Below are 12,683 nucleotides of genomic sequence, written 5' to 3' on the forward strand. Positions count from 1 at the left end.
ATGTCAAGTTATTGGCCGTTAAGGCTCTGCATGATGATGGCGCTGACCTTATTAGTTGCTTGCGCCGGTACGCCAAAAGTTGAAAAACCGATATCAGACGGCATCAACACGGAAACACGCCAGCGAGTTGCAGTATGGAAACAGCTCATTGAGAATGGCACAAAATGGTCAGATATTCAGAAGTTAAATTCGGTCAACGACTTTGTAAATGAGGTTGAATTTGTTGATGATATTTACCATTGGAAAAAACAAGATTATTGGGCCACACCTTTGCAAACGTTAGTTAGCAAAGCAGGGGATTGTGAAGATTTGTCGATAGCAAAATATTTCACTTTGAAGGCCATGGGCCTAGAGGAAAATAAACTTCGTCTCACCTACGTTAAGGCCCTAAAAATAAACAAAGCGCATATGGTGGTGAGTTATTTTGCACGGCCGGGTGTTGAACCGTTGGTTCTCGATAATCTAAATAAAACGATTTTGCCAGCGTCAAAAAGATTAGATTTACTACCCGTTTATAGTTTTAACGTTGATGGTTTATGGCTAGCTAAACGTGGTGCAAACAGCCGATACACAGGGAGTTCAGAACGAATGAGCTTGTGGCAAGGGTTGCTACGTAGCATGGACGTTGAAGCGTCAAATGAGGCTGCAATGATCTGCCTGTACCAGTATTATGATTTATCCGATGAAAAAGCAAAAACATTTTGCCCTTGAAGAAGTAAGTAATAGATATGATTGATGTTGAAATTCCTAAAGAACCCGTTGAACTCTATAAAATTTTAAAGTTTGAAGGCATGGTGCCCAGTGGTGGAGAAGCAAAACTAGTTATTAGCCGAGGGTTAGTGATGGTTAATGGTGAAATAGAAACAAGAAAGCGTAAAAAAATTGTTGCTGGGGACTTGATTGAATTTTCAGGTGAACAGTTGCGAGTTAAGTTAGCGCCTACGGAATAATTTTAAAGTTTGTGATGACGGGTGTTCGGCCCAATAAATGGAGCTCAAAACACCGTTAAGCGGCTAGCAAACAGCTTATGATTGATAGCGTATTAAAGGGCCACGAAAGGAGTGCTCGCTTTTTATCAATCGCAACCAATTAGCTAAGCTTCGTTTATTAATCGGCTCTAACATCATACATATTTGCGCTTGCTCTGATAGCTAGAAAGCCCTATCGGGCTTAATTTCTCTATACATAGAAACTATATAGTACTAAAATAGTCCTATATACGAGGATACTATGCTTAGAGTCAGTAAATTAACAGATTACGCGACCGTTATTTTAACGCACATCGCTCATCAACCTGATGAGCTTCATACTGCGTCGGATATAACGAGTGAAACAGGTGTTGCATTGCCGACTGTTAGTAAGGTGTTAAAGCTCCTAGCAAAAAACAATATTCTGATTTCACATCGTGGTTCAAAGGGCGGCTACGCATTAGCTAAAAACCCTAGCGAAACAAACGTAGCTGAGATCATTATTGCGATTGAAGGGCCTATCAGTATGACTGAGTGTAGTACGAGTAGCGGTATATGCGAGCAAGAGCCATCGTGTGAAATCAAGGGTAATTGGCATTTGATTAATCGGGCAGTCTATACGGCGATAGAGGCGGTTAGCTTAGCAGATATGATTACGCCGGTTAAACAACAGGCGGTTAAGATTAGTTTGCCTCGCAATGCAAAATTAAACGATTTAAAAGTGGAGAGCTAGATGTCAGCATCTAATGAAAATTTAAAAGACATGATCGGTCAACAGTACAAAGACGGCTTTGTCACTGATATTGAAAGTGATTCATTTCCGCCGGGTTTGAATGAAGACGTTATTCGAGCGATATCTGCAAAAAAAGATGAACCAGAGTTTTTGCTCGAATGGCGACTAGAGGCATATCGACATTGGTTGACAATGGAGCACCCTGAGTGGGCGTTTGTTGAGTTTCCTAAAATCGATTTTCAAGAAATAAGCTATTACTCAGCGCCAAAAAGTATGGAAGATGGCCCGAAGAGTTTAGATGAGGTCGATCCTGAATTGATCAGCACCTACAATAAATTAGGTATCCCGTTAGAAGAGCAAATGCGTTTAGCGGGTGTAGCTGTGGACGCGGTGTTTGACAGTGTTTCTGTAGCGACGACATTTAAAGATAAACTATACGAAGCAGGTGTTATTTTCTGCTCATTTTCAGAAGCGGTTAAAGAGCACCCAGAGTTAATTAAACAGTATTTAGGAACTGTCGTTTCTCAATACGATAATTTCTATGCGGCGCTTAATGCGGCTGTGTTTAGTGATGGTTCGTTTGTTTATATTCCTAAAGGCGTACGCTGCCCGATGGAGCTATCAACTTATTTTAGAATTAACGCGGCGAATACGGGGCAGTTTGAGCGTACCTTGATTATTGCCGATGAAGGCAGTCACGTGAGTTATTTAGAAGGTTGTACTGCTCCAATGCGTGACGAAAACCAATTGCACGCAGCGGTGGTTGAATTGGTTATTTTGAAAGACGCCGAGATTAAATACTCAACGGTACAAAACTGGTACCCAGGTGATGAAAACGGTGTTGGTGGCATTTATAACTTTGTGACTAAACGTGCAGAATGTCGCGAACAAAATGCCAAAGTATCTTGGACGCAGGTGGAAACTGGCTCAGCTATCACGTGGAAATACCCGAGTGTTGTGTTGAAAGGCGATAACTCAGTAGGTGAGTTTTATTCTGTGGCGCTGACCAATAATTATCAGCAGGCAGATACTGGTACCAAGATGATCCATTACGGTAAAAACACCAGTAGCACGATTATTTCTAAAGGTATTTCAGCGGGGCATGGCCAAAATACTTACCGCGGTCTCGTTAAAGTGGGACGTCATGCTGAAAACGCGCGTAATTACACACAGTGTGATTCTTTGTTAATGGGTGATCAGTGTGGTGCTCATACTTTTCCCTATATAGAAGCGAAAAACCCAAGTGCGACAATTGAACACGAAGCATCGACGTCTAAAATCAGCGAAGATCAATTGTTTTATTGCATGCAACGTGGCATTTCCGCGGAAGATGCTGTGTCGATGATTGTGAATGGCTTTTGTAAGGAAGTGTTCAAAGAATTACCCATGGAGTTTGCGGTTGAAGCGCAAGCGCTACTTGGCATTAGTCTTGAAGGCAGTGTCGGCTAACAAATCAATAGTTAAGGAACGAAGCAATGTTAAAGGTTGAAAATTTACACGTCAGTGTTGACGGCAAAAAAATTCTTAAAGGTATTAACTTGGAAATTGGCGCGGGTGAAGTGCACGCCATCATGGGCCCAAATGGTTCAGGTAAAAGCACCTTGTCTTATATTCTTGCTGGTAGAGAGGGTTACGATATCACCGAAGGGCGAGTATTGTTTAATGGCAAAGATTTGTTTGAAATGAGCGTTGAGGAACGTGCTTGGGCAGGTGTCTTCTTAGCTTTTCAATACCCGGTTGAAGTGCCAGGTGTGAGCAATATTTATTTCCTCAAAGCGGCCCTTAATGGCATTCGTAAATTTAATGGTTTATCAGAACTAGATGCGATGGATTTTATTTCCATGGTGAAAGGTAAAATGAAAGACCTAGATATGGATGAAAAATTTCTTTACCGTGCAGTCAACGAAGGCTTCTCTGGTGGCGAGAAGAAACGTAACGAAATTTTACAAATGTCTGTATTAGAACCTTCTTTATGTCTACTGGATGAAACAGATTCTGGCCTAGATATTGACGCGCTTCAAGTGGTGGCAGAAGGGGTGAATCGCCTGCGCGATCCTAAGCGTTCATTTGTTTTAGTGACGCATTACCAACGTTTGTTGGACTACATTAAGCCAGACTATGTTCACGTGTTAGCGCATGGGCAAGTGGTTAAATCTGGTGGCCCTGAATTAGCACTTGAGCTGGAAGAGAAAGGCTATGCTTGGGTTGACGAAAAATTAGCGAGTTAGACATGTCTGTTAAGCACCTACCAAATACACATTACACGGGTTTGCTATCAACGCAAGAAAGTCATTTGATCGGCCAAGATTTGGACTGGTTAAATAACTTGCGTAAGACGGCATCAGAAGAATTCTCAGGTAGCGGTTTTCCAACGTTTCGTGAAGAAGAGTGGCGTTATACCAATATCTCCCCGATTGAAAATAAGCAATTTACCCCCTCTGATAAAGCGGGTGAGGTCGATGCGGACTTTATCAACGGTGTCTTATTAGAAGGTTGTCATCACCTGATATTTATCGATGGCTTTTATCAGTCCGAATTATCATCAATAGGTGACTTGGCTGAAGGTGTGGTTGTTTCTGCGTTAAGCGGGGGTTTGCCAGAGCACGAAGAACTCGTTAAGTCTTTATTGGGTTCGACAGTTGAAACGACGGCGCTTGGGTTTGTTCATTTTAATACAGCACTATTTACCGATGGTGCGGTGATTTCAATAGCTGAAAATACCGTGGTAGAAAAACCTATTCAGCTGGCTTTTATTTCATCTAAAGAGGCGACTCTAAAGCTAAGTAATACGCGGAATTTAGTGTTGGCAAAAGCCTCATCAAAGGCCAATATTATAGAAACTTATCATGCAACTGACGATTCGTGTTATCACACAAATGCAATCACTGAGGTTGTTGTAGAGCGAAATGCGAATTTATCGCATAATCGTTTACAAGCGGAATCTTTAAATGCATATCACATTGGCGGCGTGTATTCTCGAATAGAAAATAACGCAACTTTTAGTCAGTATAACTATACTTTTGGCGCGAGCCTTTCACGTTCTGAAATTCATGCGACACTGGGTGAAGCGTCTGACTGCACCCTAGATGGTTTATACGTTGGGCAAAATCGTCAACATATGGATAACCATACGCGCGTTAACCACGCACAACCGCACGCTATCAGTAACGAGTCCTACAAAGGCGTTTTAGCTGATCATTCACGCGGTGTATTTCAAGGGCGAATTGTCGTGGCGCAGGATGCTCAAAAAACCGATGCGAAAATGAGTAACCGTAATTTACTGTTATCTGATCGGGCTGAGGCAGATACGAAACCACAGTTAGAAATTTATGCAGATGACGTTAAATGTGCACACGGTGTAACAGTTGGCCAGCTTGATGATACAGCCGTTTTCTACCTGCGTTCACGTGGTGTCGATGAGCAAACAGCGAAGAATATGCTGACCTTTGCTTTTGCTAATGAAATGATTGAGCGAATTAGTTTTGAGCCGCTACGCATGGTTGTGCTGGATGAATTACTTAAACGTTTCCCTCAAGTAGGTATGGAAAAAGAATGGCTATGAACCAAATGGTAGAAAATATAGCGGCTTATGACGTAGAGAAAATTCGTCAAGACTTCCCTGTGCTAAATCAGCAGATTCGTGGCAAGCAGTTGGTTTACCTCGATAATGCCGCCACTAGCCAAAAGCCTACATCGGTCATTAATAGTATTGTTGACTATTATCAAAATGATAACGCCAATATTCACCGTGGTGTGCATACGCTTAGCGAAAGGGCGACCTTATCGTACGAAAATGCGCGTAAAACAGTGCAAGCATTTTTAAATGCGGAGTCGGAAAAAGAGATCGTCTTTACACGCGGCGCAACAGAAGCTATTAATTTAGTGGCTAATGCATTTGCAGAAAAAATTTCCGCTGGAGACGAAGTGCTCATTACCGCTATGGAGCACCATTCTAATATTGTGCCTTGGCAAATGTTGTGTAAAAAAACGGGAGCTGAGTTAAAAGTAGCGCCCATTAATGATAAAGGCGAGTTAATCCTTGAGCAATTCGAAGCGCTGATTAGCAAAAAGACAAAGTTCGCCGCTATTTCACATATGTCTAACGCCTTGGGGACGATTAACCCTATTAAGCAAATGATTGATCTGCTGCATCAATATGACGTTCCTGTTTTAGTGGATGGTGCGCAAGCGATTCCACATATTAGCGTGGATGTTCAAGCGCTAGATTGCGAGTTTTATGTTTTTTCAGGCCATAAATTGTATGCGCCAACGGGCATCGGCGCGCTATATGGGAAAATGGAACAGCTTCAACAAATGGCGCCCTATCAAGGTGGTGGTGACATGATTAGTGTTGTGACCTTTGATAAAACGGTTTACAACAAAGTGCCGTATAAATTTGAAGCAGGCACCCCTAATATTGCTGGAACGATCGGCTTAGGAGCGGCCATCGATTATGTAAACAGTATTGGCGTTGATGCTATTGCGGCACACGAAAATAGTTTGTTGGATTATGCTACAGAGCAGTCTAAGCAAATTGAAAAGCTAAGAATTATTGGGACTGCAAAAAATAAAGGCGCGATCATGTCGTTTGTCTTAGATGGCATTCATCCGCACGATATAGGCACGATGATGGATCACCAAGGAATTGCAGTACGAGCTGGGCACCACTGCGCAATGCCCGTGATGGACTTTTTTGGCGTGCCAGCGACTGCCAGAGCGTCTTTCGCGATGTATAATACGCACCAAGAAGTGGATGCTTTAATGGCAGGAATTAAAAACTTAATTGAGATGTTTGGCTAATGTTGGATGATTTAAGAGACTTGTATCAAGAGGTTATTTTTGATCACAATAGAAACCCAAGGAACTTCCGTGAAATGGAAGATGCGGATCGTCAGATAGACGGTTTTAATCCATTATGTGGGGATCGTTTAACATTATTTATCAAATTTGCAGATGGCAAAATTGCGGATGCCAGTTTTCAAGGACAAGGCTGTGCAATCTCAACGGCATCTGCATCGTTGATGACGGACATTGTTAAAGGTCAAACGGAAGCAGAAGCACAAAAACTATTCACCCTGTTCCATAAAATGGCGACTGGTGAAGATGTTGAAATGGACGACCTGGGTAAATTAGCTGTTTTAGCTGGGGTGTGTGAATATCCCGCTCGTGTCAAATGTGCCACATTACCATGGCATACCTTAGATGCGCTGTTACAAGGCTCTGAAGACTCTGTAACAACCGAATAATCACCACCAGTTGCCCCAAGTGTCTATCATGCGCGAGTTAAACCCGATCACCAATAAAATTGTAGATTTAAAGCAGCGTACAGTATCGCTTCGGGGGTATCTTTGACTTTGAAACAAAGCACGAACGTTTAGTAGAAGTTTTACGTGAATTAGAAGATCCAGCCGCTTGGGATAACCCTGCGCATGCGCAAGCACTGGGTAAAGAGCGTGGGCAATTAGAGCTCGTTGTCGACACCATTATCGAATTAAGCAGTGGTTTAGATGATGCTGGTGATTTGTTAGAAATGGCCGTTGAAGAAGATGACGACGAGACTGTTGGTACGATTGAGGATGATTTAGAGGGCTTTGAACAGAAAGTTGCGTGGCTTGAATTTCAGCGTATGTTTTCAGGCCAAATGGACGCCAATAGTGCTTTCCTTGATATTCAATCTGGCTCAGGCGGAACAGAAGCGCAAGATTGGGCGGAAATGATTTTGCGAATGTACCTTCGGTGGTCAGAACAACACGATTTTAAAACAGAAATTATTGAATTATCCTCGGGTGATGTGGCGGGTATTAAAAGTGCGACTATCTCAATTCAAGGTGATTACGTTTATGGTTGGCTAAGAACAGAAATTGGTGTGCATCGTTTAGTACGCAAATCCCCGTTTGATTCGGGCAATAGGCGTCATACCTCATTTGCAGCTGTTTTTGTTTCCCCCGAAGTTGAAGACGATATAGACATAGAGATTAATCCAGCCGATTTGCGTATTGACGTATACCGTGCCAGCGGAGCAGGTGGCCAGCACGTAAATAAAACTGAATCAGCCGTTCGTATTACGCACATGCCTACAAATGCCGTCGTGCAGTGTCAAAATGACCGGTCGCAGCACAAAAACAAAGCCACAGCGATGAAGCAGTTGAAAGCTAAGTTGTACGAATTAGAAATGCAAAAGAAGATGGTAGACCAACAAAAACAAGAAGAGAATAAATCTGATATTGGCTGGGGAAGCCAAATCCGCTCTTATGTTTTAGACCAATCAAGAATTAAAGATTTACGCACCGGGGTTGAAACCGGTAATACACAGGCCGTGCTTGATGGAGCATTGGACCAATTTATAGAAGCCAGTTTAAAAAGTGGAATTTAAGTTATGAGTGAACAAAAACAACAAGCGTTGGATGAAAATAAATTAATTGCGGTACGCCGTGAAAAATTAGCTGAAATTAAAAAAGCAGGTAACGCTTATCCAAATGACTTTAGACGGGAACACTACGCGGAATCATTACACGCCGAATTTAACCAGTTCGATAAAGAGACACTGGCAGAAAAAGACATCAGCGTGTCAATTGCTGGACGCTTAATGGCTAAACGCGTTATGGGCAAAGCGAGTTTTGCACACGTACAAGATATGTCTGGCCGTATGCAGCTTTTTGTACAACGCGACAGCCTACCTGAAGGGCTCTACCAAACATTTAAAGGCTGGGATATTGGTGACATTATCGCGGTTGAAGGGGTTTTATTTAAAACAAAGACCGATGAGTTATCAGTACGTGTTTCATCCATTCGCTTATTAACGAAATCTTTACAGCCGTTACCAGAAAAATTTCACGGTCTTACCGATCAAGAACAGCGTTATCGCCAACGTTACGTTGATTTAATTATGAATGAGACGTCTCGCGAAGTTTTTAAAACGCGTAGCAAAGTGGTTAGTTATATTCGTCAATACCTTGTCGATAATAACTTTATGGAAGTGGAAACGCCGATGATGCACGTCATCCCTGGTGGCGCAACAGCAAAGCCATTTGCTACACACCATAATGCTTTGGATATGGAATTGTTTTTGCGTATCGCACCAGAATTGTATTTGAAACGGCTTGTGGTCGGTGGTTTTGAGAGGGTATTTGAGATTAACCGAAGTTTCAGAAACGAAGGTTTATCAACGCGTCATAACCCAGAATTCACTATGCTTGAATTTTATCAAGCATTTGCTGATTACAAAGACCTTATGGATTTAACCGAAGACATGTTGCGCAAACTTGCCGTGAGTGTGCTTGGAAGCAGTATCGTTGAATATCAAGGTGAACGTTATGATTTAGGAAAAGCGTTCAGGCGTATGACGATAATTGAATCCATTCTTCACTACAACAGCGATATTAGCGAAGAGGATCTTGCAACAAAAGAAGCCGCTTTAGAAATTACTGAACGTTTAAGGATTCCAGTAGAAGACAGTTACGGTTTGGGCAAGATCCAAATTGAAATATTTGAAAAAACGGTTGAAGAGAAATTACAAGAGCCAACCTTTATTACTGAATACCCAACTGAAGTGTCGCCATTAGCTCGTCGAAGCGATAATAATCCTTTTGTTACGGATCGTTTTGAATTCTTCGTGGGTGGTCGAGAAGTGGCTAATGGGTTTTCTGAGCTTAATGATTCAGAAGACCAAGCAGAGCGCTTCAGGCAGCAGGTCGAAGATAAAGATGCGGGTGATGATGAAGCAATGCATTACGATGCTGACTACATTCGCGCCTTAGAAATAGGCATGCCACCAACGGCTGGGGAAGGGATTGGTATTGATCGTTTAGTGATGTTTCTAACAAATAGTGCCTCTATTAAAGACGTGATTTTATTCCCGCATATGCGACCAGAAAGCTAATTGCTTTCTGGTTCTTTGATATGTAAGCATTCGCTAAGCATGAATGGGGGCTAAGCCCATAGCCCAAAAAATGACTGTAGACACTAAAACCCCAACGATAGTAACTAAGCCAATAGTGAGTACAGCGCTAGCGAATAGAAACCCTTTCTCTTGGTTGATACCCATAACAATTGGTAGGCCGGTGTATAAAAGATAAACGCCGTAGGCAAGGGCAATAAGCCCCGTTAGGAAAATAACCCATGGAATGGGGGTGCTTGCAAAAATTCCGCTAATGAATAAAGGAGAGAGAGTAGTGATAGCCAGCAACATGCATGTGGATAAGTCTTTGTTCGTACCATACGTGGCTGCCATCCAATGAATTGCTTTGCCAATAATTGCAACACCAATAATGCATGCTAAGTAAAAACCAATAACCAATGGAATTGTGCTTTCAATAGTAAATTTGAAGCTCCTATCCCCAATGTCCCAACCGATAACAGCAGCCCCAATGAAAGCAGATATTGCCGGAATTGCAGCTAAGGTAAGTATGTATTTATAAAAGCATTCTGCGACACTAATTTTTTTATCACGGATTTGAATCCATTCTTTATCTGACCGTATAAAATTGCCTGTTAAGTGTTCAAGTATCATCTGAATTCCTTCGGTTTTAATAAATCATTGGTTAGTAGTTCGACAATAATTATGAACTAACTGGAGCGGATCTCACTAGAACATTAACATTTTTTTGATCTATATCATTATTTTAAATTGATTTGTTAGGATTATTTAATTTGTGATTGAACAGTGTCGGCTAGCTGGTTTGTTATAATTTTGCTTTTTATAAACTCGCTGTATATGCATTTGCAAAGTTATCTTAAACCTTGGGAGTTTTCACCACTTTTTGTGGTGTCATTCTTATTGCTTGCTTGGTTTTATACACGTGGTCTTATGGCTATCAAAAAAGCGGATAGGGACAGTAAGACCTATTGGCAAGCGTCTAGTTTTTATATTGGATTGATCTCTATTTATATTGTTTCCCATACTTACGTAGATTACCTCTCACAATATATGTTCTGGGTGCACCGTTTTCAACACCTTGTTCTTCACCACCTTGCTCCATTATTAATAGTGTTAGGTGCTGTTGAAATTGTTAGTAAAGGTGTGCCTAATGGCTGGCCGCGATGGTCCAAGGTGCCGGTTTTTATTAAGTGGCCTAGCGAATGGTTGTATCGCTTTATTCAGCACCCTGTTGTTGCACCTGTTTTATTTGTTGGCTTAATTTATTTATGGTTAATACCTGACATTCATTTTGCAGCGATGTTGAGTAAAAATCTGTATTACATAATGAATTGGTCCATGTTGCTTGATGGTCTGTTGTTTTGGTGGTTGGTCTTAGGTCCAGACTGGAAAGGTGAGGGCAAAGGTTTCAAGACGCGTATTATGATGATGCTAGTTGTCGTTATTCCGCAGCAGTTATTAGGCGCTTACCTAACGCTAAGCAATACGGTTATTTACGATGTGTATGATGTGTGCGGCCGCGCATGGCCTATTAGCCCTATGGCAGATCAAATTTATGGCGGTGTTATTACTTGGATACCTGCCAGCATGATGAGCGTTTTAGGGTTGATTTTAGTGCTCCGCCGACGTTTAAATTATCAAAAGATTAAAGAAGATGAAAAAAGTTAAATTTGGCCTCTCAATTATTGTATTACTACTACTGACTGCGTGCACTAAAAGTGAACCTACACGGTTAACCAACGTTAGTGGGCTTGTTCAAGATTTAAGTTTTGAGTTAACCGATGAGAATAATAATTCTGTAACAGCAAAAGACTATCTGGGCCATACAGTTGCCCTTTTCTTCGGTTTTACCAGTTGTCCTGCAGTATGTCCTACAACAATGCATCAGTTATCAGGAATATTAAAAGAAATTGACCCGGAAGGAGACTTAGTTAAGGTTTTATTTGTATCCGTTGACCCGAAGCGTGACTCGATAGAGAAGCTTAAAAAATATACAGCTATTTTTGGTCCTGCATTTATTGGGCTTCGAGGTGATGAGGCTACGATAAAAGAAATGACCAAGAAGTATCGTGTGACATTCGGTTACGGTGATGCTGATGATGGCGGTAATTACGAAGTTTCACACAGTGGAGCGGTATTTATTTTTGACACTAACGGTGAGGCGCGTTTATTGGCAACGCAATCCTCCAGCGCTAAAGACATGCTTTATGATATGGAAATGCTTGTTAATCAATAAAATTCACGTCTATGCCGTAATAAAAATCTCTTCAACTTCTTCAATTTTTTCAGGCACGCCTTCGATTTCAATAACGTCTACATCGTGATCAAGCCTGAGTTTTTTAAAGGCAGGGATTAAAGACCAGTCGTCTTGGTTGTTTTTATGGTTTTCTCTAGAGGGTGTTTGTAAATTCGCGACGAGCACAATGTCAGAATAATCGGCTTCTGCTTGCGGGTCCCTAAACAAGTTTTCATGTTCCCATACAACTTCAGTAAGACTTTCAGGGAAGTCCCAGTGTTCAACAATTAATCTTCCAACATCGGTATGCAGTTCATCGATGATCTTATCTAAAGCGCGTGGGTTGCCTATAAAATAGTCATGTTTTTCAGCTTCTAATAGTATTGGGAGTACGCCTATGTCGTGAATTAAGCCTGCTAACATGGCTTGTTCAGGGTCTAGGTGTGGTGAGGATATGGCTAATACTCTACTAAATGCGGCAACGTGAATGCTGTGTTCCCAAGCTTTTTTGAAGCGTTCTGCCATTACCTGTGATCTTGCTTTAAACATTTGCTCAACGGTAATGCTCATAATCAAATTCCTCACGACTCGATTACCCATTCGAGTAATTGCAATTTGAATATTCTCAATTTTGTTTCGAGCTCTAAATAGAGGTGAGTTGGCTACTTTTAATAAGCGTGCTGATAAGGCCGTGTCCGTATTGATGATTTTTGCTAGTTCTACGGCGGTAGTGTTTTCATTGTCGGCGGCTTCACGTGCTTTAATGGCAACATCCGGAAAAGTTGGAAGGACGAGAGTTTCGTTGTCTAAATCATGTTTAAGTAATTGTAAAAACTCTTCTTTGTTGGGTATGTTCATCTGATTCCTTTC

General features: G+C 41.6%; 14 protein-coding genes. 12 read left to right on the forward strand and 2 right to left on the reverse strand.

What is annotated here, in order from left to right; all coding sequences use genetic code 11:
• The 10 genes from AB1Y31_04095 to lysS all read left to right on the forward strand — a co-directional run bounded on the left by AB1Y31_04095 (window position 1) and on the right by lysS (window position 9,580).
• On the forward strand, window positions 1–711 hold the full coding sequence (locus tag AB1Y31_04095) for a transglutaminase-like cysteine peptidase (protein MEW4982347.1): 711 nt from the start codon (window positions 1–3) through the stop codon (window positions 709–711).
• Window positions 712–728: 17 nt separating this feature from the next.
• Entirely contained in the window at window positions 729–950 is a 222-nt protein-coding gene (locus AB1Y31_04100) for an RNA-binding S4 domain-containing protein (GenBank protein ID MEW4982348.1), read from the forward strand.
• Window positions 951–1,230: 280 nt separating this feature from the next.
• Window positions 1,231–1,701, forward strand: a complete 471-nt coding sequence (locus tag AB1Y31_04105) for an SUF system Fe-S cluster assembly regulator (GenBank protein MEW4982349.1) — start codon at window positions 1,231–1,233, stop codon at window positions 1,699–1,701.
• Window positions 1,702–3,150, forward strand: a complete 1,449-nt coding sequence (gene sufB, locus AB1Y31_04110; GenBank protein MEW4982350.1) for a Fe-S cluster assembly protein SufB — start codon at window positions 1,702–1,704, stop codon at window positions 3,148–3,150.
• A 26-nt stretch (window positions 3,151–3,176) separates the two neighbouring features.
• Window positions 3,177–3,929: a Fe-S cluster assembly ATPase SufC gene (sufC, locus tag AB1Y31_04115; GenBank protein ID MEW4982351.1), complete on the forward strand. Its 753-nt coding sequence runs from the start codon at window positions 3,177–3,179 to the stop codon at window positions 3,927–3,929.
• 2 nt (window positions 3,930–3,931) lie between these two features.
• Window positions 3,932–5,263 carry a Fe-S cluster assembly protein SufD gene (sufD, locus tag AB1Y31_04120; GenBank protein ID MEW4982352.1) on the forward strand — a complete coding sequence of 444 codons (1,332 nt, stop codon included), beginning with the start codon at window positions 3,932–3,934 and terminating at the stop codon, window positions 5,261–5,263.
• Window positions 5,260–6,501: a cysteine desulfurase gene (locus tag AB1Y31_04125; protein MEW4982353.1), complete on the forward strand. Its 1,242-nt coding sequence runs from the start codon at window positions 5,260–5,262 to the stop codon at window positions 6,499–6,501. The genes sufD and AB1Y31_04125 overlap by 4 nt, the downstream gene beginning before the upstream one ends.
• Window positions 6,501–6,947, forward strand: a complete 447-nt coding sequence (gene sufU / locus AB1Y31_04130) for a Fe-S cluster assembly sulfur transfer protein SufU (GenBank protein MEW4982354.1) — start codon at window positions 6,501–6,503, stop codon at window positions 6,945–6,947. The genes AB1Y31_04125 and sufU overlap by 1 nt, the downstream gene beginning before the upstream one ends.
• Before the next feature lie 28 nt (window positions 6,948–6,975).
• A protein-coding gene (gene prfB, locus AB1Y31_04135; GenBank protein MEW4982355.1) for a peptide chain release factor 2 occupies window positions 6,976–8,074 on the forward strand; the annotation gives its coding sequence in 2 pieces (ribosomal slippage) (window positions 6,976–7,050 and window positions 7,052–8,074; 1,098 coding nt in all).
• Window positions 8,075–8,077: 3 nt separating this feature from the next.
• Entirely contained in the window at window positions 8,078–9,580 is a 1,503-nt protein-coding gene (lysS, locus tag AB1Y31_04140; GenBank protein MEW4982356.1) for a lysine--tRNA ligase, read from the forward strand.
• Between the two features lie 33 nt (window positions 9,581–9,613).
• Here the strand turns inward: lysS and AB1Y31_04145 are convergent, their stop codons facing one another.
• A complete protein-coding gene (locus tag AB1Y31_04145) occupies window positions 9,614–10,210 on the reverse strand; it encodes a Yip1 family protein (GenBank protein ID MEW4982357.1) in 597 nt (198 codons plus the stop codon).
• A 204-nt stretch (window positions 10,211–10,414) separates the two neighbouring features.
• Here AB1Y31_04145 and AB1Y31_04150 point away from each other — a divergent pair, with 204 nt between their 5' ends.
• Together AB1Y31_04150 and AB1Y31_04155 are read left to right on the forward strand one after the other, a co-directional pair.
• On the forward strand, window positions 10,415–11,245 hold the full coding sequence (locus tag AB1Y31_04150; GenBank protein ID MEW4982358.1) for a cytochrome c oxidase assembly protein: 831 nt from the start codon (window positions 10,415–10,417) through the stop codon (window positions 11,243–11,245).
• Window positions 11,232–11,813 carry an SCO family protein gene (locus AB1Y31_04155; GenBank protein ID MEW4982359.1) on the forward strand — a complete coding sequence of 194 codons (582 nt, stop codon included), beginning with the start codon at window positions 11,232–11,234 and terminating at the stop codon, window positions 11,811–11,813. Before AB1Y31_04150 ends, AB1Y31_04155 begins: the two co-directional genes overlap by 14 nt.
• 9 nt (window positions 11,814–11,822) lie before the next feature.
• Here the strand turns inward: AB1Y31_04155 and AB1Y31_04160 are convergent, their stop codons facing one another.
• Window positions 11,823–12,671 carry an HDOD domain-containing protein gene (locus AB1Y31_04160; protein MEW4982360.1) on the reverse strand — a complete coding sequence of 283 codons (849 nt, stop codon included), beginning with the start codon at window positions 12,669–12,671 and terminating at the stop codon, window positions 11,823–11,825.
• Window positions 12,672–12,683: the final 12 nt, after the last annotated feature.

Source organism: Cycloclasticus sp. (genome assembly GCA_040743155.1).
Taxonomy (GTDB): Bacteria; Pseudomonadota; Gammaproteobacteria; order Methylococcales; family Cycloclasticaceae; genus Cycloclasticus.